Origin of the sequence: Stenotrophomonas sp. NPDC077659 (assembly GCF_050268705.1) — a bacterium.
Lineage (GTDB): Bacteria > Pseudomonadota > Gammaproteobacteria > Xanthomonadales > Xanthomonadaceae > Stenotrophomonas.
The window spans coordinates 1-26,323 of sequence record NZ_JBNNHG010000045.1; the positions used below are offsets into that span (position 1 = coordinate 1).

26 protein-coding genes and 1 pseudogene are annotated in these 26,323 nt (G+C 63.7%); 8 read left to right on the top strand and 19 right to left on the bottom strand.

Translation table 11 applies throughout. From position 1 onward, the window contains the following. The first annotated feature begins 573 nt into the window (after nucleotides 1-573). Both ACQKDV_RS08850 and ACQKDV_RS08855 read left to right on the top strand, forming a co-directional pair. Nucleotides 574-951 (top strand): helix-turn-helix domain-containing protein, encoded by a 378-nt coding sequence (locus tag ACQKDV_RS08850; RefSeq protein WP_427783389.1) that lies wholly within the window; start codon nucleotides 574-576, stop codon nucleotides 949-951. 177 nt (nucleotides 952-1,128) lie between these two features. After that, on the top strand, nucleotides 1,129-1,617 hold the full coding sequence (locus ACQKDV_RS08855) for a hypothetical protein (RefSeq protein WP_427783390.1): 489 nt from the start codon (nucleotides 1,129-1,131) through the stop codon (nucleotides 1,615-1,617). A gap of 31 nt (nucleotides 1,618-1,648) precedes the next feature. On the opposite strand, the gene ACQKDV_RS08860 is transcribed toward ACQKDV_RS08855, so the two are convergent. Both ACQKDV_RS08860 and ACQKDV_RS08865 read right to left on the bottom strand, forming a co-directional pair. Next, nucleotides 1,649-1,834: a hypothetical protein gene (locus ACQKDV_RS08860; protein WP_427783391.1), complete on the bottom strand. Its 186-nt coding sequence runs from the start codon at nucleotides 1,832-1,834 to the stop codon at nucleotides 1,649-1,651. A gap of 36 nt (nucleotides 1,835-1,870) precedes the next feature. Further along, complete coding sequence (locus ACQKDV_RS08865; RefSeq protein ID WP_427783392.1) at nucleotides 1,871-2,134, bottom strand: hypothetical protein; 264 nt, start codon at nucleotides 2,132-2,134, stop codon at nucleotides 1,871-1,873. An 87-nt stretch (nucleotides 2,135-2,221) separates the two neighbouring features. Between ACQKDV_RS08865 and ACQKDV_RS08870 the strand changes: the two genes are divergently transcribed. Then, a complete protein-coding gene (locus tag ACQKDV_RS08870; protein WP_427783393.1) occupies nucleotides 2,222-3,190 on the top strand; it encodes an IS5 family transposase in 969 nt (322 codons plus the stop codon). A gap of 221 nt (nucleotides 3,191-3,411) precedes the next feature. Here the strand turns inward: ACQKDV_RS08870 and ACQKDV_RS08875 are convergent, their stop codons facing one another. Both ACQKDV_RS08875 and ACQKDV_RS08880 read right to left on the bottom strand, forming a co-directional pair. Next, nucleotides 3,412-3,555: a hypothetical protein gene (locus tag ACQKDV_RS08875; RefSeq protein ID WP_427783394.1), complete on the bottom strand. Its 144-nt coding sequence runs from the start codon at nucleotides 3,553-3,555 to the stop codon at nucleotides 3,412-3,414. Continuing rightward, nucleotides 3,548-3,937, bottom strand: a complete 390-nt coding sequence (locus ACQKDV_RS08880; RefSeq protein ID WP_427783395.1) for a helix-turn-helix domain-containing protein — start codon at nucleotides 3,935-3,937, stop codon at nucleotides 3,548-3,550. The genes ACQKDV_RS08875 and ACQKDV_RS08880 overlap by 8 nt, the downstream gene beginning before the upstream one ends. Before the next feature lie 295 nt (nucleotides 3,938-4,232). Here ACQKDV_RS08880 and ACQKDV_RS08885 point away from each other — a divergent pair, with 295 nt between their 5' ends. Then, nucleotides 4,233-7,196, top strand: coding sequence for a TrlF family AAA-like ATPase (locus ACQKDV_RS08885; RefSeq protein ID WP_427783396.1), 2,964 nt, complete (start codon nucleotides 4,233-4,235; stop codon nucleotides 7,194-7,196). A gap of 463 nt (nucleotides 7,197-7,659) precedes the next feature. Here the strand turns inward: ACQKDV_RS08885 and ACQKDV_RS08890 are convergent, their stop codons facing one another. The 3 genes from ACQKDV_RS08890 to ACQKDV_RS08900 all read right to left on the bottom strand — a co-directional run bounded on the left by ACQKDV_RS08890 (nucleotide 7,660) and on the right by ACQKDV_RS08900 (nucleotide 10,985). Further along, nucleotides 7,660-9,162, bottom strand: a complete 1,503-nt coding sequence (locus tag ACQKDV_RS08890) for an HNH endonuclease (protein WP_427783397.1) — start codon at nucleotides 9,160-9,162, stop codon at nucleotides 7,660-7,662. A gap of 225 nt (nucleotides 9,163-9,387) precedes the next feature. After that, a complete protein-coding gene (locus ACQKDV_RS08895; RefSeq protein ID WP_427783398.1) occupies nucleotides 9,388-10,002 on the bottom strand; it encodes a hypothetical protein in 615 nt (204 codons plus the stop codon). Between the two features lie 449 nt (nucleotides 10,003-10,451). Then, entirely contained in the window at nucleotides 10,452-10,985 is a 534-nt protein-coding gene (locus tag ACQKDV_RS08900; protein WP_427783399.1) for a hypothetical protein, read from the bottom strand. Between the two features lie 605 nt (nucleotides 10,986-11,590). Here ACQKDV_RS08900 and mutS point away from each other — a divergent pair. The 3 genes from mutS to katG all read left to right on the top strand — a co-directional run bounded on the left by mutS (nucleotide 11,591) and on the right by katG (nucleotide 17,295). Further along, nucleotides 11,591-14,146, top strand: a complete 2,556-nt coding sequence (gene mutS / locus ACQKDV_RS08905; RefSeq protein WP_427783400.1) for a DNA mismatch repair protein MutS — start codon at nucleotides 11,591-11,593, stop codon at nucleotides 14,144-14,146. Nucleotides 14,147-14,306: 160 nt separating this feature from the next. Beyond that, nucleotides 14,307-14,909, top strand: a complete 603-nt coding sequence (locus ACQKDV_RS08910) for a DUF937 domain-containing protein (RefSeq protein WP_427783401.1) — start codon at nucleotides 14,307-14,309, stop codon at nucleotides 14,907-14,909. Nucleotides 14,910-15,054: 145 nt separating this feature from the next. Continuing rightward, nucleotides 15,055-17,295, top strand: coding sequence for a catalase/peroxidase HPI (katG, locus tag ACQKDV_RS08915; RefSeq protein ID WP_427783402.1), 2,241 nt, complete (start codon nucleotides 15,055-15,057; stop codon nucleotides 17,293-17,295). A 94-nt stretch (nucleotides 17,296-17,389) separates the two neighbouring features. On the opposite strand, the gene ACQKDV_RS08920 is transcribed toward katG, so the two are convergent. The 3 genes from ACQKDV_RS08920 to ACQKDV_RS08930 all read right to left on the bottom strand — a co-directional run bounded on the left by ACQKDV_RS08920 (nucleotide 17,390) and on the right by ACQKDV_RS08930 (nucleotide 18,715). Beyond that, on the bottom strand, nucleotides 17,390-17,650 hold the full coding sequence (locus ACQKDV_RS08920) for a hypothetical protein (RefSeq protein WP_427783403.1): 261 nt from the start codon (nucleotides 17,648-17,650) through the stop codon (nucleotides 17,390-17,392). A gap of 411 nt (nucleotides 17,651-18,061) precedes the next feature. Then, a complete protein-coding gene (locus tag ACQKDV_RS08925) occupies nucleotides 18,062-18,469 on the bottom strand; it encodes an RNA-binding S4 domain-containing protein (protein ID WP_427783404.1) in 408 nt (135 codons plus the stop codon). 9 nt (nucleotides 18,470-18,478) lie between these two features. After that, nucleotides 18,479-18,715 carry a hypothetical protein gene (locus ACQKDV_RS08930; RefSeq protein ID WP_427783405.1) on the bottom strand — a complete coding sequence of 79 codons (237 nt, stop codon included), beginning with the start codon at nucleotides 18,713-18,715 and terminating at the stop codon, nucleotides 18,479-18,481. Between the two features lie 62 nt (nucleotides 18,716-18,777). Between ACQKDV_RS08930 and ACQKDV_RS08935 the strand changes: the two genes are divergently transcribed. Then, complete coding sequence (locus ACQKDV_RS08935) at nucleotides 18,778-20,235, top strand: MATE family efflux transporter (RefSeq protein ID WP_427783406.1); 1,458 nt, start codon at nucleotides 18,778-18,780, stop codon at nucleotides 20,233-20,235. Between the two features lie 158 nt (nucleotides 20,236-20,393). Here the strand turns inward: ACQKDV_RS08935 and ACQKDV_RS08940 are convergent, their stop codons facing one another. The 9 genes and pseudogenes from ACQKDV_RS08940 to ACQKDV_RS08980 form a co-directional block, all read right to left on the bottom strand. Beyond that, nucleotides 20,394-20,786, bottom strand: coding sequence for a DUF6404 family protein (locus tag ACQKDV_RS08940; RefSeq protein ID WP_427783407.1), 393 nt, complete (start codon nucleotides 20,784-20,786; stop codon nucleotides 20,394-20,396). 82 nt (nucleotides 20,787-20,868) lie between these two features. Further along, nucleotides 20,869-21,270 (bottom strand): 50S ribosomal protein L19, encoded by a 402-nt coding sequence (gene rplS / locus ACQKDV_RS08945; protein WP_005408597.1) that lies wholly within the window; start codon nucleotides 21,268-21,270, stop codon nucleotides 20,869-20,871. Nucleotides 21,271-21,423: 153 nt separating this feature from the next. After that, entirely contained in the window at nucleotides 21,424-22,182 is a 759-nt protein-coding gene (gene trmD, locus ACQKDV_RS08950) for a tRNA (guanosine(37)-N1)-methyltransferase TrmD (RefSeq protein ID WP_427783408.1), read from the bottom strand. A gap of 8 nt (nucleotides 22,183-22,190) precedes the next feature. Then, nucleotides 22,191-22,703 (bottom strand): ribosome maturation factor RimM, encoded by a 513-nt coding sequence (rimM, locus tag ACQKDV_RS08955; RefSeq protein WP_427783409.1) that lies wholly within the window; start codon nucleotides 22,701-22,703, stop codon nucleotides 22,191-22,193. A gap of 44 nt (nucleotides 22,704-22,747) precedes the next feature. Next, nucleotides 22,748-23,008, bottom strand: coding sequence for a 30S ribosomal protein S16 (gene rpsP, locus ACQKDV_RS08960; protein ID WP_004149033.1), 261 nt, complete (start codon nucleotides 23,006-23,008; stop codon nucleotides 22,748-22,750). Between the two features lie 187 nt (nucleotides 23,009-23,195). Further along, nucleotides 23,196-23,798 carry a suppressor of fused domain protein gene (locus ACQKDV_RS08965; RefSeq protein ID WP_427783410.1) on the bottom strand — a complete coding sequence of 201 codons (603 nt, stop codon included), beginning with the start codon at nucleotides 23,796-23,798 and terminating at the stop codon, nucleotides 23,196-23,198. A gap of 128 nt (nucleotides 23,799-23,926) precedes the next feature. After that, a complete protein-coding gene (locus ACQKDV_RS08970) occupies nucleotides 23,927-24,709 on the bottom strand; it encodes an aminotransferase class IV family protein (protein WP_427783411.1) in 783 nt (260 codons plus the stop codon). After that, nucleotides 24,706-25,782: an NAD(P)H-dependent flavin oxidoreductase gene (locus ACQKDV_RS08975; RefSeq protein WP_427783412.1), complete on the bottom strand. Its 1,077-nt coding sequence runs from the start codon at nucleotides 25,780-25,782 to the stop codon at nucleotides 24,706-24,708. Before ACQKDV_RS08975 ends, ACQKDV_RS08970 begins: the two co-directional genes overlap by 4 nt. A gap of 149 nt (nucleotides 25,783-25,931) precedes the next feature. After that, nucleotides 25,932-26,323: pseudogene (locus ACQKDV_RS08980) on the bottom strand (signal recognition particle protein); the annotation flags it as partial.

Sequence of the window (26,323 nt, forward strand, 5' to 3'; positions counted from 1 at the left end):
CAACACGGCTCGCTCTTCCGAGCTCAGATGACTGTAATGCTTTCCCATGCCTGCAGCCTACGCGATTGTCGAGTGTTGCACTTGGAAGTTGAGTCTAAGCTCCATGACTACAATGAGGCGAGAGAAGTACATAGGCTATTCGTGGCAAGCGTACCGCTCATGGGAGGCGCGCTGGCCCAACGTCATTGCTTCCAATCGAAGAATCATCCGCGCGCATATCGAGGCGAACACCGGGTTGGCGGACGCTTTACGCTCTTCGGCGGCGAGCAGCCGCCGGCCCTTGCTTCAAGCCCACTCGGCGATGTGCCGTGGGGATTGAACGAACGCCGGATGGTGTCGGTGAAGTTCGGTGTTCATCCGGTCGACCGTATAGCGTGCGAACCATGCCTGCATGGCAGGACAAAGGCTCCTCTTCCTTCTTCCAACGCCGCTCATGGCGGGCACGGGTGTCCAACGCTTCATGCCCTGCTCCTCGCTTTGGGTTGCCCACGACTTACGTGTAACGTAGAGTCTACCCGGGGCGTAGGGCTTACGTCATCCTGATCGCATGCCTGCACTGCATCCGTTCAGCCCATGACCGCTGCCCCGCCCGCCCCCCGGGCAATCGTGGCCGCGCGCCTGCGCCAAGCCCGTGAGCTGAGGGGCTTGAGCCAGCGCGAAGTGGGGATCCGAATGGGCTTGGACAAAGACACTGCATCTGCACGAATCTCCCGATACGAGTCGGGGGCGATGTCGATCAGTCTGGAAGCGCTCTTCAAACTCGCCGAGGCCTTGGATGTGCCAGCGGCGTACTTGGTCGCCTCGTCTGAGGGGATGGCTGCTGCCATCGAGCTTATCGGCAAGCAACACGAAGGCGAACAGGAGAAATTGACAGACCTCCTAAACACCTTGACCCAAATGTCGCCGGAGCGACGCGACGAGTGCATTCGCGCCATCAAGGCTAGGGGCTAGCCCACCTGCCGCGAGTAACGGCAAAAAAACGGCATACTTTCTAACGAACTTGAACCTGCGAATTGGGAATTTATGGCCCTCAACCTTGAGCGCAACAGCCACCACTGGCACCAATACATTGCGCTAGAGGAAGACTTGATCAGGATAGCGAGATTCGTCGAGATTCATGATGACAACATGTCCACCTATTCGATAGAACTGTCTCGACTTCTGTTGGCCAGCTGCTCGCAAATAGAGATCGTCGGGAAAACCATTTCATCTATTGTCGGGAAAAAGGTGGAAAATATCCGTGGCATCATGATGACACTGACGAAATCCGACCCTAGCCTCATCCATGCCAAGGTCACAATCCCACGGTACAGCCTCGAAAGTGAGCCATGGAAAGCATGGGCAAACACGAAGACTCCAGTTTGGTGGAAAGCCTATAACAGCACCAAGCACGACGAAGAGAACGCACTCAAGAAAGCCACCCTACGCAACTGCATTGACGCCATCGCGGCGCTGCTGCTCATTACACTTGTCCTTGGCCATCACCGGCGCATCGACGCATTCAAACCAAATACATCTCTCTTCTATCCACCTGAAGACTTTGCCTCCCTCGACATGATGCCGGACGGCGGCATCACCGATATCAAGTATGGGCGGCCAAAAAAGCCCGGTGCGTAGCGCAGCCCTCGCGGTCTGCAGTGACGACTCATCAGAACTCGTAGCCTTCTGGAATACCCGAAGGGATGCCCGCCATGGGTCCAGAATAGTTCACCTGCTGAGCAAGGTTCTGGACGGTTCTCGTCATGCGATCCAGGCGCTCCGGCACTTGATCCAGGGCGAACAGGGCAATGCCCAAAAGGGCGATGTTGAGCAGCTTATTGAAGAGTTTTCGCACGATCGGTGTCCTCCGTTGTTGTCAGGGCTTCGGGCCTCAAAAGAGCTGGTGGTGCTGGGCAATGCCAAAGAGGCAAAGCGCCCAAGTCGCAGCAATCGCCGCAGGGGCCAAGCACAGCGGCGCGCCGAGGGCGATGTCCGAAAGCCGGGCCTTGGGGTCGGTGACCATCTCCCACCCCAGCTTGGCGGCTCCCAACCCCGACATGGCATGGAACAGGAATCGCAGGAGTGCCAAGGCGGTGCCGACGCCGGTAGGCTTAGGTTGCGCAATCGTCGCTGCGCGAGTGGTGACGTGGCCCATTAGGGATGCTCTGAACAATTCCCCGGTAGTGCCGGCCGCTGGCCGGCAGCTTGATAGACAATAGCGGCACATGTTGAGGAGCCATCCATGCAGCTGACGTTCGGCGACGCCGAGGGCCTGGGCAAGCGTAAGCAGACCCGTCGCGAGATCTTCCTGGCCGAGATGGAACAGGTGGTGCCGTGGAAGGCGCTGCTGGCCCAGATCGAGCCGCATTACCCGCGCCCTGGCCGTGTGGGTCGGCAGCCGTACTCGATGGAGACGATGCTGCGCATCCACCTGCTGCAGCAGTGGTATGCATTGAGCGATCCAGGCATGGAAGAGGCTTTGCATGAGATCGTTTCAATGCGGCTGTTCGCCCGGCTCAGCGGGCTCGATGCAATCCCGGATGAGACCACGATCCTCAACTTCCGTCGTCTTTTGGAGAAGCACGGCCTGGCGGCAAAGATGCTCGAAGCGGTGAACGCGCACCTTGCCCGCAAGGGCCAGAGCCTGCGCGCGGGCACGATCGTAGATGCGACGATCATTCATGCGCCCAGCTCGACCAAGAATGCCGACAAAGCGCGCGACCCTGAGATGCACCAGACCCGCAAGGGAAACCAGTGGTATTTCGGCATGAAGGCGCACATCGGCGTGGATGAGTTCTCCGGTCTGGTGCACCACGTGACGTGCACAGCCGCCAATGTAGGCGACGTGACGGTCACCCATGAGCTGCTGCACGGCAAGGAAGACTGTGTGTTCGGCGACAGCGGCTACACCGGCGCGGACAAGCGCATTGAGCTGTCCGACTGCAGCGCTACGTTTTTCATCGCCGCCAAGCGCTCGAAGGTCAAGGCGATTGGCAACGCGCGTGAGCGCAGACAGGTTGAGCGCTGGGAGAGCTGCAAAGCCAGTCTGCGCGCGAAGGTCGAGCATCCCTTCCGGGTGATCAAGCGGCAGTTCGGTTACACCAAGGTGCGCTATCGCGGCCTGGCCAAGAACACCGCGCAGGTGCTCACCCTGTTCGCGCTGTCCAACCTGTGGATGGTGCGCCGGCAGCTGTTGCCGGCACAGGGGTAACTCTGTCTGGAGGTGCCCGCAAGGGCACTTTGAAAGCGGAAAACTTGGCAACCCGCTGCGTCAAATGGCCCCGGATGACTTCGGTGCTTAAAATCCACGACTCAGCGGGGATTGATCAGGGCAACGGATGAGCGCGCGGGCAGTCTGGCAGATCGCAGCTTCATGCCCTTGCCAGACCACGGCCGTCGCCGAACTCCCACCCGAAAGCCGTCCCCCAGGATCTACCCACTCTCGGACGTCGGCGCACCGATGCTCTCCATCAGCGCGCGCAGCTCTTCGTTGTTCTGTGCAGCTTCCTCTGCATCACCGGCCAGCCAGCTGACCAAGCGCGATGTATTGACATGCGAGCAAGGAAAACTAGCCATGGGTCACCTCCGTGACGTGGCAGTTCTGGATGCAGTAGCCGTGGTGATCACTGAAGACGTTGAGGGCCTTGTACTCCGCCTCTTCCTGATCCAGGTCCTCCACGTCCAACTCGTCCAGAAGAACCGTTCCCATGGCGGGCAGCCGCCTGATCACGCGCCCATCGGTATCCCACAGAATGCCCTCGATGAGGAACTGCCTCATGCCGTAACCACACCCCGGCGACTTACCGACGCTTTTCAGAACACGGTAGACCGTCGTCCTTCCAAGCCCCGTATCGTCGGCGATCTGACGAACGGTTCCACCGGCTTGGGCCAAGCCGACAATCGCCAGGTGGCGGTGGTGGAGGGTGGTGAAGAGCAGTTCCTTGAAGGAGAGAGCCATCGTGTTGCCTTGTCAGTGGAAGTGCTAACGATCCTAGGCACGAGCCTTCTGGCGGTCTCGGGGACAGGGGCACCTGCCCCTTTTTTCTGTGCAACGGTCACCGATCTCGGGGAGAGGTGATCCCGTCCCCTTCTCTCGCCCGAGGGATCAGCCCCAGCCCCTCCCCCCTTGTCTCGAACGTGGCCTGTGCCCTAATCAGGCGACGCCCCCTCCCATGGCCTAAAGCGTTCACAGCGCTTGGCCAGGCGCTATCATCCGCAGCAGAGGCCCGGAGTGGCCAAACAGGGGGAAAAGGATGAATCAAGGTTCTGAGTGGCGGCGATGGGACCCGCATATCCACACGCCGGGGACAGTGCTCAACGATCAGTTTGGGTCGGAGTCATGGGATGCCTATCTGGATGCACTGGAGGCCTCCTTGCCTCCTCTGGACGCGATTGGCATCACGGACTACTACCTGCTGGACAGCTACGAGGAAGTGTGCAGACGACGGGCAAAAGGGCGCTTGGCGAACGTCACACTTGTCTTTCCAAACATCGAAGTTCGACTGGACGTCCACGCGAAGTCTGGCTATGTAAACCTTCACCTGCTGATCAATCCCAGTGACCCTGATCATGCCCAAGAGGCCGCCCGATTCCTCAGCCAGCTGACGTTCTCAGCGTATGCAGACAGGTTCAGCTGCAGCCGAGCTGATCTCATCCGACTTGGAAAAAAAGCCAACCCGGCCATCCTTGACGACAAAGCGGCACTTAGCCACGGGGCGACCCAATTCAGGGTTAACTTTGATGACCTTCGTCAGGCATATGGCGACAGTGCATGGGCGCAGGCCAACATTCTCGTTGCCGTCGCTGCAGGCTCCAACGACGGGACCAGCGGCCTGAACCAAGCCTCCGATACGACGGTACGGCGGTCCATTGAAACGTTCGCCCACATCGTTTTCTCCAGCAAGCCCTCTGACCGTGAATTCTGGCTCGGTCAGAAAGCACTGAGCAAAGCCGACATTGCCACGCACTACGGCGCTTGCAAGCCATGCCTTCATGGCAGCGACGCGCACACCTTGGCCGCTGTGGGTCAGCCCATGGGCAACCGTTACTCGTGGATCAAAGGCGAAGCGTCGTTCGACGCCCTTCGCCAAGCCTGCATCAATCCGGAAGGCCGTGCTTACGTGGGCGAGACCCCGCCCAAGTCCGCCATGCCGTCTCAGACCATCTCCCATGTCAGCATTCAAGGCGCCCCCGGGTTCCAGACACCCGCGATCCCCTTGAATCCAGGGCTGGTTGCCATCATCGGCTCGCGTGGTTCTGGAAAGACGGCGTTGGCCGACATTATCGCCGCAGGCTGCGACGCCATTCCTCTGGATGGTTGGACCGCCAACGAGAATGCCAGTGCCTCCTTCTTGGTACGAGCCAGAGCCCTTCTTGGCAACGCGCAGGTTGAGCTGACGTGGGGCGGCGGCTCGAAAGACCAGCGCCCGCTTGGCTCTCGCCCTGAGGGCGTGTTTTTCCCCAAGGCACGCTACCTCTCTCAGCAGTTCGTGGAGGAACTCTGCTCGGCCTCTGGAGCCTCAGACGGCTTGATAGAAGAGATAGAACGGGTGGTATTCCAATCTCACGAGCCCAGCGAAACCCACTTCGCAGGCAGCTTTGCTGAGCTTCGCGATCAGAAGACGTTGCTCTTCAGGCAGTCCCGTGATCGAGAGGAACTGGCGATCTCACAGATCTCCGACGCGGTGTCAGTCGAGTTGGAGAAGGAGGCCACTATCAAGGCGTTGGCCGCTCAAGTCGAGCAGAAGACAAAGATCATCGAAGGCTACGTCGCCGATCGTGCAAAGCTCACACTCCGAGACACCAAAGCGGTGCTCGACCGCCACACCGAGCTCAGCGAGGCCGCCCAGGCGTTGAAGACAAAGATTCAGAACTTCAACAATCAGCGCCAGTCCTTCGTGTCGCTTCAGAACGAAGTGGCTTCCACTCGTGCTAACGGTTCCCCGGAGCTTCTTCGGCAACTGCGTGCTCGACACACTGCCAGCGGCATGGATGATGCGCAGTGGCAGGCCTTCCTGCTTGTCCACAAGGGCAGCGTGGATCAGGATCTGCAGGGCTACCTTGCCTGGGCCGATGGTGAGATTGCAAAGTTGGCCGGGGTGCCGCCGGTCCCCCACGACCCAAACGTCTCTTACATCGCCGACGGCACTGCCCTCGACACACTGCCAATGGCTCTACTTGAGGCAGAACTGGGTCGGCTTTCGGCGTTCTTTACTGCCGATCAGTTGACGCAAAAGCAATACACGGCGCTAACGAATCGCATCAGCCAGGAGCAGACCGCGCTCAACGGGATTCAGCAGCGCCTTGTGGATGCCCAAGGCGCGCACGCCCGCCGCAAGCTCCTACAGGTCGAGCGAGAGGATGCGTATGAGCGCGCCTTCCAGGCAGTCATCAACGAGCAAGACGCCTTGGAACAGCTCTACTCCCCGCTCCTGGGCCGTCTCGCCTCCTCTTCTGGAACGTTGGCCAAGCTCGGCTTGGCGGTACGCCGCATTGCAGATGTCGACACCTGGGCCGCTGAGGCAGAGGAGGAGTTGCTGGATCGCCGCAAGGCAGGTCCGTTCTACGGTGTCGGGGCCCTCACCAAGACGGCACGCGAGTTCTTCTTGGTTGCTTGGGAGACGGGATCAGCAGCTGACGTCCGCGCAGCCATGTCCTCGTTCATCACCGCGCATTCAAGGAACCTGCTTGATCACGCCCCGTACGATCCTGCGGACACGGACGAGGCACGGGCATGGTTCAAGCGGTTTGCTCGGTGGCTCTTTAGTACCGACCACTTGCGTGTGCGCTACGAGATCACTTACGACAACATCGACATCAGGAAGCTGTCGCCGGGCACCCGTGGCATCGTCCTCCTCTTGCTCTACCTTGCTCTGGATGAGGCCGACGACCGCCCTCTCATCATTGATCAGCCCGAAGAGAACTTGGATCCAAAATCGGTATTTGATGAGCTTGTTTCGCTGTTCGTCCAGGCCAAGGCCACCCGGCAAGTGATCATGGTGACGCACAACGCAAATCTGGTGATCAACACCGACGCTGATCAGGTCATCATCGCCCAGTCCGAGCACGACGGGTCTGGGGGGCTGCCTCGCATCACGTATGTGTCTGGTGGGCTCGAGTCGGCGGCCATCCGAAAGGCGGTGTGCGACATCCTCGAAGGAGGAGAGGCCGCGTTCAAGGAGCGGGCCAGGAGGTTGCGTGTGAGACTGGAGCGCTGATCGCGCTCCTTTTCCTGAGCATGTGCTCTTGGAAAAGCAGAGAGGCATTCAGGCCGTAGGGCCTGTAGTAGTCAGGCGCGGGTGCAACCCGGGATGTACATACTCTTTACAGCACCATGGAAGGCGCTGGTGACTCCCACCAATCGAGGCGCCTGACAAGTTCAACCAGATCCTCCGCAGTTTCCTCTTCGACTCAGGCTGCCTTCCGAGGCGATCGCTGCTGCCGGCTCTACGCACGCCTTGGGTACGGATGTCGGAAGGCCAGCTCGTCCCGCAGTGATCCGGCAAGGTACCACAATGAAACCGGGCCTTGCGTCGGAAGGCGCAAGGCTTGGACCTCCTGGGCATCCCTATGGGTGAACGCCCTAGTCGCCACGACTTGCTGTTTCCTAACAAGCTCATGAAGACCCTTGCTCATGCGAAGGACGACACGACAAGGAATATCCCAGTCGTGCCATCGCCGTCATCGGGATGAAAAGAACCGCCGCTGGGCCTCGCCTTGTCCGCCGCAGTTGAGGCAACGACGATCGTTCACTTCTCCCGCTCCACCACACGAACGACATGTCACGATCTCGTAGTCTTTCAGATGAATGTGTTCGACGTCACGCCGCTCAACGCTCCCAGAGTTCTGGCAGGGGTGGCAATCCGAGCCCTCATAGACCCCCCGTCCACCGCACAGCGGACAATTCACCTTCTCGAAGCGGCGCCGATCAACCCGATCAAAGTATCGGCTTTGACCTTGACCTTCACCGTGGCAAACCGGGCAGTTTTCACCGTCCCAGGACCCGTGACCTGCACAGAGGGGACAGGGCACGATCTCATACGACGTAAGGTCGAGCCCCTGGACGTGCCGCGCCTCGATCTTGCCATCGCCTTGACACACCGGACACTCGTTCCCGTCGTAGTACCTTCCTCCCTCGCAGAGCGGACAATCGATCTCAGTGAACTCTCTGACATCGACGCGATCGGAGAATCGTTGCTCCAGCTTCGCATCTCCATGGCAAACCGGGCAATCGCCTCCGTCCCAATACCCTGTCGATTGGCACAACTTGCAAGGCACCAACTGAAAAGGCGACAGATCGAATTCCTCATCCTCGGACACAGCGCCAGAAGAATCGCAAACAGGACAGTCGTAATCGTTGTATTCCCCTACACCCTCGCACAATGGGCAAGTGACCAACCCGGCTGCCAGCTTCACTTCCTCGTGATGCTGCCGGACCACGTTGAGCAGCTTTTCTGAATCCACTTGGCCGCTGACCGACTGAGAGCTGACTTGCTCCAAACCATCGGTGAGCTTCTGAAAGACTTGGTAGGTCTTGTCCGCCTTGGAGACCGGACAAGCCTTCACCGCGCCCACCAAACGACCAGCGATGGTATTTAACGCATCACGCTGTTGCTGGGTGTGTGCCACTGGCAAGTCCTTCTCCAAGGACACGCAGGCGTTCATGATCGCAGCCAATCGCTCAGAAATATCCCCTTGAACACTCCAGTTGGCCTTCTTTGCGCGATGGAGGTTGGCCTTCAGGGTCGGCACAAAGGGCTGATCATCTGGATGAGGCCCCAAGTATCCCTTGTCGAACGCAGTGTGGTGATTAGCGCAGAGCCATATGAGATTGCCGGGGTGGTTATTCTTGGACTTTGACACGGGGTCGATGTGCGCTGCCTCACAAGTATCGCCGTAAGCACAACACAGAGCACAAGCCCCGTTCGCTTCAACCCGAATCTCCGTCAAGATGCCAGCAGGAATTCCAGGCCGCTGGCCATCTTTTGAGGGCCAAGGCTCCATGAGCCACTGATTAAAGGAGGTGACTTCCTCCGCATCAAAGTAGAAGATCTCTCCTTCGACACGCTTTTTCAGCAACTTTTTCGTATCCCCGGACTTTGGGGCGTACTTGGTCAACCACCGGAGCAACTCCGGCGACATCCCGACCATCGCTGCAGCCTTGTACTCGTTTACCTCAGCCATTTCCGACCACACCCTGTCGTCACTTTTAAGAATTTTTCGTTGAACGTTGTTCGTGGATACAGGCCTCGCCCTCCCTACAGCAAGGGAGCTTGCCAGATGGCAAGGATCGATGCCGGCCAACATGCCCTTTGATTTTTGATCCAGTGGCTTCAGACACGGAGATGCCCTGGACTGTCGGCACGTCCGTGACGTGTGCCGCCTCTAGGCGCAGCCCCCCTCCGTGGTCTAGAGAGCGCCCAAGTCTTTTAGAACCGCCTGTCCTGGCTTGAGGAACCCTAGAAGCAACCTTCCGCCGGCGACTGTCCGTCCCATGCTGGCGTTGAGGTATTGCGCCTGCAGCCGCCCTGCAACCAGCAGCTCCTGAGTGGCCATGCTGGGCGGCCATTGCTTCAGTGGATCGCCGGGCGATGCCAGCTGCCCTGTGATCGGCTGGACTACCGCTGGGATGGTCACATCATGTTTGGCATAGGCCGTGGCCATCATCCGTCCGTGTTTAGGCGACCATCCTCCCAGGACCAACTCGGTGGTGCACATTTTGATCGGCAAGCCAGCCGCCTCCACGGCTTTTACGTAGTTGGGCCAAAGCTGATCGATCACGCGTCCAATTTCAACAGTCAATTGCTCCATTGTGAAGTCGGCACGGAAGCTCGCCTCCAAGGCCAGTTGGTAGATGCGAAGAAATAACTGAGCTGACCCACGGGTTGCCAACAACAACTGGTGCTGAGGGATAAGGAGCAGCTTCGCGCCGTGCGACCGCTGGCCGCTGAGCGCGTCCTCGGCCCATGTATCCACGGTCACGACCAGCTGGTCTGAGCTCAGTAGAACGTTGAGAATGCTCATGGCTAAGGTTTAGCGGCTTTCTGCCACTATCGGACCTGACCTCCCTCCTGTCGAGCCCCACCATGGACCCGACCACAGAACAGCTGGCAGCGCGACGGCATGCCTGCGAAGTCGATCTTGAAGCGCATCGTGGATACATCAAAGCGTTGGAGTATGGGCAGCGAACGAATACTGCCACTCATCTGGCCCCCAAGCGCTGCCCGTGGCTTGGCTCATGGTTCTTGCAGGAGTGGCCGATGCCCATGTCGGCCGCCAGACGTTCGCCTGCAACGCTGCCCTGCAGCAGGGCCTGCAGACTTTGACCGAACAATTCGACGCCGTTGGGCCCTTCGGACGAAGTGTCAGGCATGCTCCCTAGGCTGGCTGGGCACCGATCAGGCCCCCAGCCGGTCCACCTTGTTCCGCTCAACCACTGGCTGAAGGTTTGGCCTCCGTCAGCCAGTCTGACCTCAACGGGTCATGATGACGCGTGCGGATTCCCCATCGGTAAGCTTGACGCTCTGCATCAGCAGTCCTCCTTGCGGGGGCATGAACTCTTGCCCAGGCACGGTCCACATGATGGCGGTGGTCAGAAAGTACTCCCCTGCCGGCAGTCCGGTAAAACTGAAGTTGCCCTGGGCATCGCAAATTGATGTCTTACGCGCCTGCTTGTAGTCGGCACTGTCGGGGGTGAACTGCACGTTCGCGGAGGCCATCGTGGAGAACCCAGCCTCGGCACTTCCATAGAGCGCGATCAATCGCTCGCGACCGTAGTCGGACTTGGGCTGCAAAGAGATCTCCAACCCCGCGCAGGTCCTGGGCTGGCCACCGCGAGTCTGGAAAAATGCTTGGCCGTTGATGGCCCCGATGCCCTTTTCGGAGAACCAAGACACTTCGCTGGCATCGAAAGTGGTGGTCAAAGCCACCTGCCGCGGGGGCACTGGCGCAAACGTGGCACAGCCTGACAGCAGCAAGAAGCTGAATGGAAGAAAGATTTTTTTCATGATGCCCCTGATAGCGCCTACCTTGGCGCGTGAGCAGTTTACCGATAGCGTGATGCGCATCACAGTACCGCAAAGCCTGCGCCATCGAGCTCATAGCCCTTGGCCGCGCTGGTCCAGCGCGAAAAGGCGGTAGAAGCCGTCCACCGAGCGATTCGCAATCCAAGAGATAGAACCCGTTCCCGTCGTCAAAGGTGAGGGTGGCTTCTTTGTGCTCCAAGTCGGCGCAGCGCGCCAGCCCTTATCGCCCTGCTCCGCCGGTCGCTCAACCAGCTTGGCGCGCTTGCCTGCGCCCCCTGACGCAGGGATGCGGCGAACCGAAAGCTCCATCACCTGCTGGTGGGTCAGACTAAACTTGGTGACCTCGCGCCTGGTGGCGCGGTCCGTCGCAACATTCTTTGGCATGATCGTCCGTGTCCCGATTGGCGTCGCAACACGATCTTTGCCCAAGCAACCGGCCGTCGCAACACCATCGCAACAAAAAACCCCGTTACTTGCCGTTTTTGACGGCAACCCGCCCTCACTCATCGAGACCGGACGCCTTGCAAGCCACTGATTCAAAACAAAAGAGCAGCCCCTCCAAGGCCTCTACAGAACACACCCCGCTGATGAAGCAGTTCTTCGCAGCCAAGTCCGATTACCCGGACCTGCTGCTGTTCTTCCGCATGGGCGACTTCTACGAACTGTTCTACGACGACGCCCGCAAGGCGGCGCGGCTGCTGGACATCACCCTCACCCAGCGCGGCAGCTCCGGCGGCGCGCCCATCCCGATGGCCGGCGTGCCGGTGCATGCCTACGAGGGTTACCTGGCCCGCCTGGTCGCGCTGGGCGAATCGGTGGCCATCTGTGAACAGATCGGCGACCCGGCGCTGGCCAAGGGCCTGGTCGAGCGCAAGGTGGTACGCATCGTCACCCCCGGCACGGTCACCGACGAGGCGCTGCTGGACGAGCGCCGCGACACCCTGCTGATGGCGCTTTCGCGCACGAAGCAGGGCTACGGTCTGGCCTGGGCTGACCTTGCCGGTGGCCGCTTCCTGGTCAACGAGGTGGAGACCGACGACGCGCTGGAAGCCGAACTGGCCCGGCTGGAACCGGCCGAGTTGCTGGTGCCCGACGAAGAGAGCTGGCCCGAGTTCCTGCGCCAGCGCACCGGCGTGCGCCGCCGTGCGCCATGGCTGTTCGATGCGGACAGCGGCCGCCGCCAGCTGCTGGCCTTCTTCAAGCTGCATGACCTGAGCGGTTTCGGCATCGACGACAAGCCGCGTGCCACTGCCGCCGCTGGCGCCCTGCTCGGCTATGTCGAGGAAACCCAGAAGCAGCGCCTGCCGCACCTGACGTCCATCGCGATGGAGACCGCCGGCGAGGCGATCGCGATGAATGCCGCCACCCGCCGTCATCTGGAACTGGATACGCGCGTGGACGGCGACACGCGCAACACGCTGCTGGGCGTGCTCGACAGCACGGTGACGCCGATGGGCGGCCGCCTGCTGCGCCGCTGGCTGCATCGCCCGCTGCGCCTGCGGGATGTGCTGGTGCAGCGCCACCATGCGGTGGAAACGCTGATCGACCGTGGCAGCGACGCCGATATCCGCGAGCAGTTCCGTCGCCTGGGCGATCTGGAACGCATCCTCACCCGCGTGGCGCTGCGTTCGGCGCGCCCGCGCGATTTCTCCACCCTGCGCGATGGCCTGGGCCTGCTGCCGGCCGTGCGCGAGGTGCTGGCGCCGCTGGATTCCCCGCGCCTGCGGGCCCTGCACGCTGCACTGGGCGAGCAAGACGAGTGCGCGCACCTGCTGGCCAGCGCGATTACCGAAATGCCGCCGCTGAAGCTGAGCGATGGCGGCGTACTGGCCGATGGCTTCGATGCCGAGCTGGATGAACTGCGCCGCCTGTCCACCCACGCCGACCAGTTCCTGGTCGACCTGGAACAGCGCGAGCGCGAAAGCAGCGGCATCGCCACCCTGAAAGTCGGCTACAACCGCGTGCATGGCTACTACATCGAAATCAGCAAGGGCCAGTCCGACCGCGCACCCGTGCATTACACGCGCCGGCAGACGCTGACCAATGCCGAGCGCTACATCACCGAGGAACTGAAGGCCTTCGAGGACAAAGTGCTGTCCGCGCGCGACCGCTCGCTGTCGCGCGAGAAGTACCTTTACGAGCAGCTGCTGGACACCCTCGGCGGCCAGCTGGAACCGCTGAAGCAGTGTGCTGCGGCACTGAGCGAGCTGGACGTGCTGGCCGCCTTCGCCGAGCGCGCGCAGGCGCTGGACTGGGCACGGCCGGAACTGCAGGCCGAGCCCTGCCTGAAGATCGAACGCGGCCGCCATCCGGTGGTCGAGGCCGTGCGCGAACAGCCGTTCGAACCCAACGATCTGGACCTGCACCCGGACCGTCGCATGCTGGTCATCACCGGCCCGAACATGGGCGGTAAATCGACCTACATGCGGCAGAACGCGCTGATCGTGCTGCTGGCCCACATCGGCAGCTTCGTGCCGGCCAGCCGTGCGCTGATCGGCCCCATCGACCGCATCCTCACCCGCATCGGCGCTGGCGACGATCTGGCACGCGGGCAGTCGACCTTCATGGTCGAAATGGCCGAGACCAGTTATATCCTGCACCACGCCACCGCGCATTCGCTGGTGCTGATGGATGAGATCGGTCGCGGCACGTCCACCTACGACGGCCTGGCCCTGGCCGATGCGGTGGCCCGCCACCTGGCCTACCAGAACCGCTGCTACACGCTGTTCGCCACCCACTACTTCGAACTGACCGCGCTGGCCGACGAGCAGTACGAAGGGGGCCGCAGCGGCATCGCCAACGTGCACCTGGATGCAGTCGAGCACGGCGAAGCCCTGGTGTTCATGCACGCGGTGAAGGACGGCCCGGCCAACCGCAGCTTCGGCCTGCAGGTGGCCGCGCTGGCCGGCCTGCCGCGCGCGACTGTGGCGCAGGCGCGGCGTCGCCTGGCCGAGCTGGAACAGCGCGGTGGCGAAAGCCATTCCGCCGCGGTCTCGCCGCAGGCGCTGGATGCACCGCAGCAATTCGGTCTGTTCAGCGCACCGGCCAGCAAGGCGCAGGAAGCGCTTGCCGCCATCGACCCGGACGAGCTGACCCCGAAGCAGGCGCTGGAAGCCCTGTACCGGTTGAAGACGCTGTTGTAACGGCATCGGCAGGTCAGGAGCAGCCGAGCGTGGGCTCGGCTCTACCGGGAATCCGGCGCACCGCTGTAGCGCCGAGCCCATGCTCGGCGGCCCTTCTCGTTTCCGTCGTGCACGCAGCGTTATGCTCGGGCGGTCCTTCTTCCACTGAACGGAGACCGCCATGAATACGCAATCCCTCGCCGCGTCCCTTTTCCAGCAGCTGCAGCAGGGGCAAGGCCTGCAGCAGGTATCCCAGCAGCTCGGCCTGGACAGCAGCCAGACCACCCAAGCCGTGGGCAGTGCCCTGCCCCTGCTGCTGGGCGCGATGGGCCAGAACGCCAGCGAGCCGCAGGGCGCACAGTCCCTGCTCAATGCCCTGCAGCGCGACCACAGCGGCGGCGGCGGCTTCGACCTGGGCGGCATCCTCGGTGCGGTGATGGGCGGCGGCGGCAGCGGCGCCACCGATGGTGCCGGCATCCTGGGCCATGTGTTCGGCGGGCAGCAGCCGCAGGCGGCCGAACTGCTCGGGCAGAAGACCGGCCTGGACAGCGGCACCACCAGCAAGCTGCTGGCCATCCTCGCCCCCATCGTCATGTCGTTCCTGGCCCAGCGGTTCGCCCAGCAGGGCAATGCCAGTGAGCTCAGCTCCGCCCTTGGCCAGGAAACCCAGCACGCGGGCGGCGGCCTTGGCAGCGTGCTCGGCGGCGCACTCGACCAGGACGGCGACGGCCAGTTCGGCGCCAGCGATCTGCTCAAGCTCGGCGCGGGCCTGCTCAAGCGTTGATCGCGCACATCGGTCCAAGCCCTGATCCTGATAGGTAGCCACTATCGCATCGGTTGAATCAATCAAATTTACCGATCAGTAGGTGCCACCTATGGTGGTCAGGCCTTTCCGATTCCATCTTCCGCCAGTCCACAGGTAGACACCCATGAAAAGCGAAGCCAAGTGCCCGTTCAACCACGCCGTCGTGGGTGATGCGACGACCAACCGCGACTGGTGGCCGGACCAGCTGCGCGTGGATCTGCTCAACCAGCACTCCAGCCGCTCCAATCCGCTCGATGCCGGCTTCGATTACGCCACCGCCTTCAAGGGCCTGGACTATGCCGCGCTGAAGGCCGACCTGAAAGCGCTGATGACCGATTCGCAGGACTGGTGGCCGGCCGACTTCGGCCACTACGGCGGCCTGTTCATCCGCATGGCCTGGCACAGCGCCGGCACCTACCGCATCGGCGATGGCCGCGGTGGCGGTGGTCGCGGCCAGCAGCGCTTCGCTCCGCTCAACAGCTGGCCGGACAACGTCAGCCTGGACAAGGCCCGCCGCCTGCTGTGGCCGATCAAGCAGAAGTACGGCCAGGCCATTTCCTGGGCCGACCTGCTCATCCTCACCGGCAACGTCGCGCTGGAATCGATGGGCTTCAAGACGCTGGGCTTCGCCGGCGGCCGCCCCGATACCTGGGAACCGGACCAGGATGTGTACTGGGGCCGCGAAACCACTTGGCTGGGCGGCGACGTGCGCTACAAGCACGGCTCCGAAGGCGTGCAGGAAGACCACGGCGTACTGGTGTCCGACGATGATGCCGACGGCGATGTGCATTCGCGCAAGCTGGAAAACCCGCTGGCCGCCGTGCAGATGGGCCTGATCTACGTGAACCCGGAAGGCCCGGACGGCAACCCCGATCCGGTACTGGCCGCGCATGACATCCGCGACACCTTCGGCCGCATGGCCATGGACGATGAGGAAACCGTCGCCCTGATCGCCGGCGGCCACAGCTTCGGCAAGACCCACGGCGCCGGCCCGGCCGACAACGTCGGCAAGGAACCCGAAGCGGCCGGGCTGGAAAGCCAGGGCCTGGGCTGGGCCAACAGCTTTGGCAGCGGCAAGGGCGGCGACACCATCACCAGCGGCCTGGAAGTGACCTGGACGCGCACCCCGGCGCAGTGGAGCCACGACTTCTTCCAGATCCTGTTCGGCAACGAGTGGGAACTGACCAAGAGTCCGGCCGGCGCCCACCAGTGGGTGGCCAAAAATGCCGACGCGGTCATCCCCGACGCGCACGATCCGTCGAAGAAGCATCGCCCCACCATGCTGACCACCGATCTGTCGCTGCGCATGGACCCGGCCTACGAAAAGGTCTCGCGGAAGTTCCTCGAGAATCCACAGGCCTTCGCCGATGCTTTCGCCCGCGCCTGGTTCAAGCTGACCCACCGCGACATGGGCCCGCGCGCGCGTTACCTGGGTCCGGAAATCCCGACCGAGGAGTTCATCTGGCAGGACCCGCTGCCGGAAGCCAAGCACCCGCTGATCGATGCCAAGGACATCGCCGCGCTGAAGCAGATGATCGCCGCGACCGGCCTCAGCGTGTCCGAACTGGTGTCCACGGCGTGGGCCTCGGCCTCGACCTTCCGCGGCTCGGACAAGCGCGGCGGTGCCAACGGCGCACGCATCCGCCTGGCCCCGCAGAAGGATTGGGCGGTGAACCAGCCGCAGCAACTGGCCAAGGTGCTGGCTGCGCTTGAAAAGGTGCAGGCCGAGTTCAATGGCGGCGGCAGCAAGCAGGTATCGCTGGCCGATCTGATCGTGCTGGCTGGTGGCGTGGGCGTCGAACAGGCGGCCAAGGCCGGTGGCCATGAGGTCAGCGTGCCATTCACCCCGGGCCGCACCGATGCCAGCCAGGAACAGACCGATGTGGAATCGTTCGCGGTGCTGGAACCGGCCGCCGATGGCTTCCGCAATTACCTCAAGGGTGCGTACAGCGTGCCGGGCGAAGCGCTGCTGATCGACAAGGCGCAGCTGCTGACCCTGACCGCGCCGGAAATGACCGCACTGGTCGGCGGCCTGCGCGTACTCGGTGCCAACGCCGATGGTGGCAAGCACGGCGTGTTCACTGCACGCCCCGGCACGTTGAGCAACGACTTCTTCGTCAACCTGCTGGACATGGGCACGCAGTGGATGGCCACCGGCCGCGAAAGCTACGAAGGCCGCGGCCGTAGCGATGGCAGCGCACGCTGGACCGGCACCCGTGCCGACCTGGTGTTCGGTTCCAATGCGGTGCTGCGCGCACTGGCCGAGGTGTACGCCAGTGCCGATGGCGAGAAGAAGTTCGTGCAGGATTTCATCGCCGCCTGGACCCGTGTAATGGAGCTGGACCGCTACGACCTGCACGGTTGATGTGACGCGGGTGGTCGCCGGGCATGGCCCGGCGCTACCCCGCTCTGGTGGGTGCGAACCGTTGGTTCGCACGCTCTCCGCAGCCGCTGACGTTTCAACGCGCCCCGTCCCGCAACCGCTGCAAATAATCGAAGGCATCGGCCGCCGCATACCAGCCGGCGTCCAGCATCAGCGGCATGTCCGCATCCACCGCACGCACGCTGGCAATCAGCCTGCGGGAAAGCACGCGCAGATCACGTGGACCGTCTTCCACGCTGGCGTACCACTGCTGCATCGCCGCGCGCGGCGCGTGCTCGGCCAGCGTCGTGCCGTACTCGGATGCAGGTTCGTTGATGAGGTTGTAGGCCGCCAGCACTTTTCCACTTGTCCGGGGTCAGCCGTACCCAGGTCGCGCCGGTGTCCCGCAGCGCCTGGAAGTAGGCACGGTCCGGCGGGTTCTCGTTGAAACTGTTGCCGCCGCGCTGCGGCGTATCCCAGAAGCGGATGTCGGCGGCAAATGCCGGGGCGGCGGTGGCGAGGGCCAGGCACAGCAGAGTACGGCGGAGAGGCATGCGGGTCTTCCATGAAAAAGAAGATCCAACGTGCGAGGTGCAAACCGAACGATGGCTGAGTGCGCGCCGCGCGGTCATGCCCCGGTAGATGCCAACCCTGGTTGGCATTCGGCAAAACGCCCACCAAGGTGGGCGACTACCGGAGCGGTCCCAAGGTAGATGCCAACCTTGGTTGGCATGCGGTGCATGACGCCCACCAAGGTGGGCGGCTACCATCAAAGCGCGTCCAGATCACCCAGCGCGCGGATCAACCGCCGTGCGCGCTTGTCCGGTCTGTGCTCCGGCGGCTGGAATCCATCACGGGCGGCGATGCGCAATGCCCGCTGCTCGGCGCGGCGCGCCTTGGAAGCGTCGCTTTCGGCATACAGCTGCTGCGCCAGCGGCGCCGGGCCACGCTGGTCGCTGATGCCCAGCACCTGGATCTCGAAATGCTCCTCGCCGCGGTCCACCTGCAGCTGCTCGCCCACGCGCACCGCGCGTGAGGATTTCGGGCGCTGGCCGGCCACGCTCACCTTGCCGGTTTCAATGGCCTGCTTGGCCAAGCTGCGGGTCTTGTAGAAACGGGCCGCCCACAACCAGATATCCAGGCGGACACTGGGCGACAGCGGGGAAAGCTCGGACATCGGCAGGTACTACTCCGTGCGCTTGTTCAGGGGTTGCGGGTTGGCGGGGTCGGTGCGGCAGCCACTGCCCCCCATCAACGTGGGCGTGCCTGCCAGGTCCTGGCGCTGGTTGCCGACCAGGCACTCCGGGCGGTCGGCGGGCCGCACCTGGGCATCACCCAGCCGGTCACCCGTCGAACATGCGGCCAGCGTGGCCACGATCAAGGCCCCCGCGCAGTGCCGCGCCAGCTGTTGTCGTTGATGCATTGCCACACCCCGCAAACCGGCTTGATGCTAGTGTGCGCCTCCCGGGAATCGATCACCAGCCCATGGCCAAAGCGCCGCTTGACCTGACCTCCGGCCCGATCGGCCGCAATCTGCTGCTGTTCGCACTGCCGATCCTGGCCGGCAACATCGCCCAGTCGCTGAACGGTTCGGTGAATGCGGTGTGGGTGGGCCGCTTCCTTGGCGAGGCGGCACTGACCGCCACGGCCAACGCCAACAACATCATGTTCTTCCTGATCGGTTCGGTGTTCGGCTTCGGCATGGCCTCCACCATCCTGATTGGCCAGGCCATCGGCGCGCGCGACATCGCGCAGGCACGGCGCGTGGTCGGCACCAGCGCTACCTTCTTCATCGGCCTGTCGGTGATCATCGCCATCGCCGGCTGGTTCATGGCGCACCCGCTGCTGGCGGCGATGGGCACGCCGGCCGCCTCGCTGCCGCTGGCCGAGGCCTACCTGCGCATCATCTTCCTGGCGATGCCGACGCTGTACGCATTCGCCTTCCTCAGCGCCGCCCTGCGCGGTGCCGGTGATTCGCGCACCCCGTTCCGCTTCCTGCTGGTGTCGGTGGTGCTGGATATCGCGCTGAACCCGGTGCTGATCTTCGGCCTGGGCCCCTTCCCAGCACTGGGCATCGCCGGTTCGGCCTGGGCCACGCTGGTGTCGCAGACGCTGTCGTTGACCGGCCTGCTGCTGTACATGCGGCACAAGCGGCACACGCTGTGGCTGGGCCGCGCCGACATGCACCTGTTCAAGCCTGACCTGGCCATCCTGCGCGCGCTGGTGGTCAAAGGTGTGCCGATGGGCCTGCAGATGGTGCTGATCTCGCTGTCGGTCATCCTGCTGATGACCATGGTGAACCAGTACGGCACGGCCACCGGTGCGGCCTATGGCGCTTCGCTGCAGTTGTGGAACTACGTGCAGATGCCGGCGATGGCCATCGGCGCGGCGTGTTCGTCGATGGCCGCGCAGAACGTCGGTGCACAGCGTTGGGACCGCGTGCGTGGCACCGCGCGCCAGGGCGTGCTGTTCAACTTCCTGCTGACCGGTGCGTTGATCCTGCCACTGGTGCTGCTGGACCAGTATTCGTTGGCGCTGTTCCTGCCGCAGGGCAGCGAATCGCTGCAGATCGCCCGCCACCTCAATCACATCGTGATCGGTTCGTTCCTGTTCTTCGGCGTCAGCTTCGTCATTTCCGGCGTGGTGCGCTCCACCGGTGCGGTCGTGCCACCGCTTCTGATTCTGGCGGCATCGCTTTGGGGCGTGCGCGTGCCCTTCGCCGAGTTCCTGCAGCCGTATTGGGGCGCCGACGCCATCTGGTGGAGCTTCCCGGCCGGTTCGCTGGTATCGATGCTGCTGTCGCTGGCGTATTACCGCTGGGGCGGCTGGCGCAAGGCGAAGATGATCACCGCGCCGGTGCATGCCGAAGAGCTGGCAACGCCGTCGGAGATTCCAGCGTGCCCGCCGTCACCGGTGGCCGACCCGGATGCCGTGACCCGGTAGTACCGGCCGCTGGCCGGCAACCTCATGATCCATGGGCGCGTGAGACGTGAGAAGAATGCCGGCCAGCGGCCGGCACTACCGTTTCTTCTTCTCTGCATTGTGCTTGGCCGCCCGCACGCACCAAGGCCTCGAACGCCGTTGCATCGGGCGTCGCCCCTTCATGGATGTCGATCATCCGCCAGGGTCGCCACGAACCGGTTCCATTCCAGCAGCTTGCGGCTGTTGCGCAGCGACAGCATCAGCGCGGCCATCACCACCCCGAACAGGACACCGGCCAGCAGTCCCGCGGCCAGCAGCAGCGGCATCGAGCGGTCACTGCCCTGCCACAGCACCACCCAGATCAGGCCTGTCCAGAACACGCCGAACAGCAGGCCCTGCATCAGCGCATTGGTGGCGAAGCCGGCCATGATCGGCGGCGGCAACGCGATGCCCAGCCTCCACAATGTGCGATGCAACAGCGGGGCCGCCTGCGCGCGCGGCAGACGCTGGTCGTCCAGGTACCGCAGCGCGGCCTGGATGCGGGAGGGGTATCGCGAGACGGTTGGATTCATGCCCTGATCGTGATCGATCCGAAGCCCCAAACGCAAACGGCCACCCGAAGGTGGCCGTCGCGGCAACAACCGAAGTTGTTTATCAGGCCTTTTCGGCCAGACGGGCAGCCTTGGCGGCAGCAGCGGCAGCCAGGTCTTCCTTGATGCGGGCAGCCTTGCCTTCCAGGCCACGCAGGTAGTACAGCTTGCCGGCGCGGACCTTACCACGACGCTTCACTTCGACCGAGTCGATGATGGCGCTGTGGGTCTGGAAGACGCGCTCGACGCCGTAGCCGTGCGAGATCTTGCGGACGGTGAACGAGGAGTTCAGGCCGGCATTCTTGGTAGCGATCACAACGCCTTCGTAGGCCTGCACGCGCTCGCGGCTGCCTTCCTTCACCTTCACGTTGACGACAACGGTGTCGCCCTGGCTGAACTTCGGCAGTTCGCGGGTGATCTGGGCGGATTCGAACTCCGCGACGATGGACTTGTTCAGCTTGCTCATGGGTTACACCGATTCTTGTTCGGGTGGATGTGTCGTGTCGACAACGTAGGCTCATGCAGTCACGGAACTGTGCTGCACGTTTGTTGTGGGTACTGCGCGCACCAGCCGGGGCTGGCGTAATTGGCCATAATAGCCGATAAAGCCAGCCCTGCGCTAGGGGCTGGCCTTCTGTTTCCGGGCCAGGCGGGCCTGGTCCAGCAGTTTGCGGTCAGCCTTGCCCAGCGCCTGTTCATCCAGCAGGTCCGGGCGCCGCTCGGCGGTCCGTACCAGCGACTGCTGGCGACGCCAGGCGGCGATGGCCGCGTGGTTGCCCGAGCGCAGCACATCCGGCACGTCACCCAGCGGGTGCTGGGCCGGCTGGCTGTAATGCGGGCAGTCGAGCAGGCCGAGTTCACCTTCGAAGCTGTCCTGGGCCGCCGATTCGGCGTCGTTCAGGGCACCGTCCTGCAGGCGGGCCACGGCATCGATGATGACCGCGGCACCCAGTTCACCACCCGAAAGCACGTAATCGCCGAGGGAAATCTCCTCGTCGACGTTGGCCTCCAGGAAGCGCTCGTCGATGCCTTCGTAGCGGCCGCAGAGCAGGACCATGCGCGGCAGTGCCGCCAGTTCCCGCACCTTGGCCTGGGTCAGCGGCGCGCCCTGCGGGCTCAGGTAGATCACCCGCGCCGGGGTCGGATCGGCCTCACGGATCGCCTGCAGGCAGGCCTGCAGCGGCTCGATCAGCATCACCATGCCCGGGCCACCGCCGAACGGACGATCGTCCACCCGGCGGTAGTTGCCTTCGGCGTAATCACGGGGGTTCCAGCCGTGCAGGCTGAAAAGGCCTTTCTCCTGCGCGCGCCCGACCACGCCCAGCCCAGCGGACTGGGCGAGGAACTCGGGGAACAGGGTGATGACGTCGAACCGCATGCTCACACTCAGAACTCGGGATCCCAGTCGACCACGACCAGGTTGGCCTCGAAGTCGACCGATCTGACGAAATCCGGCTGTACGAACGGAATCATCCGCTCACGGTCACCACGGACCACGACCACATCATTGGCGCCGGTACTGAACAGGTGCGAGACCTGGCCCAGGGCAACGCCCTCGGTCGTCTTCACGTCCAGGCCTTCCAGATCCACCCAGTAATACTCATCGGGCTTCGGCGGCGGCAGCGCGCTGCGGGCCACGTAGATCTCGGTGCCGTGCATGGCTTCGACGACATCGCGGTCATCGACGCCGGGGAACCGGGCGACCAGGTGCTTGCCGCTGTCGCGGCCACGCACGCCTTCGAGCGTGGTTTCCACGCCGGACGGGCTGCGCACGATCCACGGCTGGTAACGGAAAATGGCGGAACGAGGCTCGGTCCAGGACTCGAGCTTGATTTCGCCGCGCACACCAAAAGCGCCGACAACCCTGCCCAGCAGGATGCGGCGCTCGATATCTTTCATCTGCGTCAACCAAGAGGGCCACGCCGAAGCGTGGCCCTTCAGACTCAGGCCGCAGCGGCCTGGGACTTGGCCGCTTCCTTGATCAGGTTGCGGACCTTTTCGGTCGGCTGGGCGCCGTTCTTGACCCAATGGTCAACGCGGGCCAGGTCCAGCTCGATGCGCTTCTCGCCGCCCTGGGCGACCGGGTTGTAGAAACCAACGCGCTCGATGTTGCGGCCGTCGCGCGCGCTGCGCACGTCGGTCACGATGATGTGGTAGAACGGACGCTTCTTGGCGCCGCCGCGGGTCAGTCGAATCTTGACCATGGTGTTTTTCCTGTTGCCCAGTCGCCAGGATGGCGAGGTAAGCGGGTGATTATAGCGGCAGAGTGCGCCGGAGCCAACCCCAGGGGTGGCCCGCCTTCACGGTAGCGCCGGGCCATGCCCGGCGATTTTCGTTCAGCAACGTGATGGATATCCGGCTGCTCCCGCCGACGTTCCGAAGGCGATAACGTCAGAGTGCTCCAATGACAGGCGGCCGATGCATGTCCAGCACATCCATCTCCTGCTGCTGCAGCAGGTCATCAAATGCGTCGCTGCCAATCCGCTCGACAAGCTGCCGCTCGGATTCGTGGATGGCGATGCACTGCAGCCAGTTGATCGCCACCGGCGGGAACTTCAGTTCCGGGAATCTGGCGTCATTCCAGAAGAAGGGCGGCACCAGATAGACGTGCGGCATCCGGGTCGATGGGAAGTAGTCCTGCAGGACGTCGGGAATGACACTTCCGGGTCGCACCGCTACACGATCACGCATGATTGCAAAGGCCGTCGAGGCGACGACGTTGTCCCAATGCAGCGCATCTTGTTCTGCACACGCGCACAGCTCTACGCGCGTTTCCAGTTCATGACCCTCCGCATGACGTAAAACAAAATCAGACAGCCCGATGGACGAGATCGAGGTCAGCCCTGCTTCCGGAGAGTTGAACGTCGTGAGGATATCGACCGAACGCTGGCGGTGATCATCGTAGAAGGCCTGGACCCTGGGCCGTCCCTCACCGCCCATGATCTTGATTGCGTGCATCGCTACCGCGCGATGCTGCTCGGTGACCGTACCCATATCTGATTGGAACTCCTGAGTGTTGTTCGCTGCGGAAGCATCCGCCGGGCATGGCCCGGCGCTACCGGCTACAACGCTTCAAGGTAGCGCCGGCTCGTGCCCAGCAACCGGCAGCCCGCGCGCCCCGTTCAGGAAAGCGGCTGCCACGGCACCGCCGCCAGCACCGCCCTGGCCTGTTCAGCCAAGGCCTGCGACCCCGGCAGCACCTGCCCGTCGATGGCCTCCAGCGCCCACAGGCCACTGGCATTGCAGGCAAAGGCCGCCTTCACACCTGCCAGATCGGCCAGCCGCAACGGCTGCGTGGCCTGCGCCCCCGGCCAATGCTGCTTCAGCAGCGCCTCGGCGGTGCCGCGCAGGGCCGGGGCCTGCGGCCAGATCAGCCGTTCGCCATCGTGCACGGCCAGGTTCCAGGTGCTGCCCTCACTGATCCCGCCCGTGGGCGACACGAACAGCACATCATCGAAGCCGGCCGCCATCGCCGCACGACGCTCGGCGAACAGCCCGAACGTGCCCACATGCTTGATATGCGGCAGTTCGCGCTGCCAGGCCACGCTGCGCACCCGCTTCGGTGCAACCAGCGCCATCGGCGCGGACACCGCCACCAGCACATCCACCGGCACCGCTGCCAGCGGGTTGCGGAAATCGAACTGGCGCGAATACACCGTCACCCGCAGCGAGGCATCGGCCTGCCCGGCCTGCTGCAGTGACTGCGCCATCCAACCCCGCACCTGCGCCGTATCCAGTTCGCTGCCGAACAGTTCGCGCGTGGCCTGCGACAGCCGCGCCAGATGCAGGTCCAGGCCCTGCACGGCGTGGTCGCGCACCTGCAGCGAGGTGAAATGGCCGTAGTTCACCAGCGCCGGCAACAGGTCCTCCACCTGCGCCGACTGGCCGTTGCAGGTCACCGTCATCGCAGCAGTGCCTGTGCCTGTTCCCACATGCCGTGCAGCACGTCGGCGGCAGGCTGTGCCTGCGCCATCCACGCCGATTGCCCTGCCCAGGCCTGCATCGCCGCCAGGCGGTTTTCCTGCGCCGCCTGTCTGCGCATCGGTGCGGTCAGGCCGCGCTGCACCGGGTACGGACGCGGCATCGGGGCCCCTTCCGCGGCGGACGCGCGCACATACGGCGTGGCCAAGCCACGACCGAGGCGGCCGCTGAACGCGCGGGTCGGCCAGGTGTCTTCCGGTTCGCTGGTGGCCAGCCCGTCGGCCCACGCCGAGGCGATCGCCGCTTCGGGCGTGCGCAGGAAGGCGGTACCGATCTGCACGGCACTGGCCCCCAACGTGAGCGCGGCAGCGATGCCGCGACCATCGGCGATGCCACCGGCGGCGATCACTGGAATCTGCAGGTGGTCGGCCAAACGCGGCAGCAGCGCGAACAGGCCTACCAGCTGGCGCTCGGCCAGGCTGGGATCGAACGCGCCGCGATGGCCACCTGCCTCGGCGCCCTGCGCCACCACCGCATCGGCACCGGCATCCTGCGCGGCGCGCGCTTCAGCCAACGTGGTCGCGCAGGCGATCCAGGCGATGCCGGCGTCCTTCAGCTGCTGCACGTGGCGCGGCAGCAGCACCCCCATGATGGTCGAGGCCACCGCCGGGCGCGCGGCCAACAGCGCGGCGAACTGTTCTTCGAAATCAGCGGGCGTGGCATCGGCAGCGCTGGCCGGCACGTCCGGGCCCCATTGCGCCAGGAAAGCGCGGCTTGCGGCCTCGGCGGCCACATCGCGGGTCGGTGCCGGATCCGGCACCCACAGGTTCACCTGCGCCGCGCCGGTCGAAGCGGCGCGGAAATCGTCCATCCAACGACCGATATCGGCAGGTGACGACAGCACCGCACCCATCGCCCCCATGCTGCCGGCATTGGCCAGCGCGGCGGAAAGCGGCACCGGGCAGGCACCGGCCATCGGCGCCAGCAGGATCGGAACATCTACCTGGAAGCGCCGGCAGAATGCCTCGGCGCGGGGAGATACGGCGGAACTCTGCATGACGGCCCATCGTTTCTGACAGGCCCCCATGGTGCGCGCAGGATGGGGGCAGAGTCGAGCTTGCGCGGCGGCGTGTTGCGACGCCTGCGCGACGATGCCCGAGCACAGGCTCGGGCGCTACATCAGGGTGCGGAGGAGGCCGGCCGTCATCAACGGAACGGCATGCCGCGGCCGCCCATGGCGCCCATCATGCCCTTCATGCTGCGCATCATGCCCTTCATGCCGCCGCCGGCCATCTTGCTCATCATCTTCTCCATCTGCATGTACTGCTTCATGAGCTTGTTGACGTCGGCTGGGGTCACGCCCGAGCCCTTGGCGATGCGCGCGCGGCGCGAGCCGTTGAGCAGGTTCGGGTTGCGCCGTTCCTTCTTGGTCATCGAGCTGATGATGGCGATCATGCGCGGCACTTCCTTGCCTTGGCTGACCTGCTGCTTCAGGTGGTCGGGGATGTTGCCCAGGCCCGGCAGCTTGTCCATCAGGCCGCCGTTTTCCCCTCGCATATACCGCAGGGCATGCCGGACATAAGCAAACTGCATCAGCA

What these genes read in the sequence shown, in the direction of transcription:
- ACQKDV_RS08970 (WP_427783411.1), bottom strand. Translation starts at nt 24,709, where the DNA reads ATGACGGTGACCTGCAACGGCCAGTCGGCGCAGGTGGAGGACCTGTTG.
- ACQKDV_RS08865 (WP_427783392.1), bottom strand. Translation starts at nt 2,134, where the DNA reads ATGGGCCACGTCACCACTCGCGCAGCGACGATTGCGCAACCTAAGCCT.
- ACQKDV_RS08975 (WP_427783412.1), bottom strand. Translation starts at nt 25,782, where the DNA reads ATGCAGAGTTCCGCCGTATCTCCCCGCGCCGAGGCATTCTGCCGGCGC.
- ACQKDV_RS08870 (WP_427783393.1), top strand. Translation starts at nt 2,222, where the DNA reads ATGCAGCTGACGTTCGGCGACGCCGAGGGCCTGGGCAAGCGTAAGCAG.
- ACQKDV_RS08895 (WP_427783398.1), bottom strand. Translation starts at nt 10,002, where the DNA reads ATGAGCATTCTCAACGTTCTACTGAGCTCAGACCAGCTGGTCGTGACC.
- ACQKDV_RS08885 (WP_427783396.1), top strand. Translation starts at nt 4,233, where the DNA reads ATGAATCAAGGTTCTGAGTGGCGGCGATGGGACCCGCATATCCACACG.
- ACQKDV_RS08855 (WP_427783390.1), top strand. Translation starts at nt 1,129, where the DNA reads ATGTCCACCTATTCGATAGAACTGTCTCGACTTCTGTTGGCCAGCTGC.
- rplS (WP_005408597.1), bottom strand. Translation starts at nt 21,270, where the DNA reads ATGAGCAAGCTGAACAAGTCCATCGTCGCGGAGTTCGAATCCGCCCAG.
- ACQKDV_RS08965 (WP_427783410.1), bottom strand. Translation starts at nt 23,798, where the DNA reads ATGGGTACGGTCACCGAGCAGCATCGCGCGGTAGCGATGCACGCAATC.
- rpsP (WP_004149033.1), bottom strand. Translation starts at nt 23,008, where the DNA reads ATGGTCAAGATTCGACTGACCCGCGGCGGCGCCAAGAAGCGTCCGTTC.
- rimM (WP_427783409.1), bottom strand. Translation starts at nt 22,703, where the DNA reads ATGAAAGATATCGAGCGCCGCATCCTGCTGGGCAGGGTTGTCGGCGCT.
- mutS (WP_427783400.1), top strand. Translation starts at nt 11,591, where the DNA reads ATGAAGCAGTTCTTCGCAGCCAAGTCCGATTACCCGGACCTGCTGCTG.
- ACQKDV_RS08930 (WP_427783405.1), bottom strand. Translation starts at nt 18,715, where the DNA reads ATGCATCAACGACAACAGCTGGCGCGGCACTGCGCGGGGGCCTTGATC.
- ACQKDV_RS08910 (WP_427783401.1), top strand. Translation starts at nt 14,307, where the DNA reads ATGAATACGCAATCCCTCGCCGCGTCCCTTTTCCAGCAGCTGCAGCAG.
- ACQKDV_RS08875 (WP_427783394.1), bottom strand. Translation starts at nt 3,555, where the DNA reads ATGGCTAGTTTTCCTTGCTCGCATGTCAATACATCGCGCTTGGTCAGC.
- ACQKDV_RS08890 (WP_427783397.1), bottom strand. Translation starts at nt 9,162, where the DNA reads ATGGCTGAGGTAAACGAGTACAAGGCTGCAGCGATGGTCGGGATGTCG.
- ACQKDV_RS08880 (WP_427783395.1), bottom strand. Translation starts at nt 3,937, where the DNA reads ATGGCTCTCTCCTTCAAGGAACTGCTCTTCACCACCCTCCACCACCGC.
- trmD (WP_427783408.1), bottom strand. Translation starts at nt 22,182, where the DNA reads ATGCGGTTCGACGTCATCACCCTGTTCCCCGAGTTCCTCGCCCAGTCC.
- ACQKDV_RS08940 (WP_427783407.1), bottom strand. Translation starts at nt 20,786, where the DNA reads ATGAATCCAACCGTCTCGCGATACCCCTCCCGCATCCAGGCCGCGCTG.
- ACQKDV_RS08850 (WP_427783389.1), top strand. Translation starts at nt 574, where the DNA reads ATGACCGCTGCCCCGCCCGCCCCCCGGGCAATCGTGGCCGCGCGCCTG.
- katG (WP_427783402.1), top strand. Translation starts at nt 15,055, where the DNA reads ATGAAAAGCGAAGCCAAGTGCCCGTTCAACCACGCCGTCGTGGGTGAT.
- ACQKDV_RS08900 (WP_427783399.1), bottom strand. Translation starts at nt 10,985, where the DNA reads ATGAAAAAAATCTTTCTTCCATTCAGCTTCTTGCTGCTGTCAGGCTGT.
- ACQKDV_RS08935 (WP_427783406.1), top strand. Translation starts at nt 18,778, where the DNA reads ATGGCCAAAGCGCCGCTTGACCTGACCTCCGGCCCGATCGGCCGCAAT.
- ACQKDV_RS08925 (WP_427783404.1), bottom strand. Translation starts at nt 18,469, where the DNA reads ATGTCCGAGCTTTCCCCGCTGTCGCCCAGTGTCCGCCTGGATATCTGG.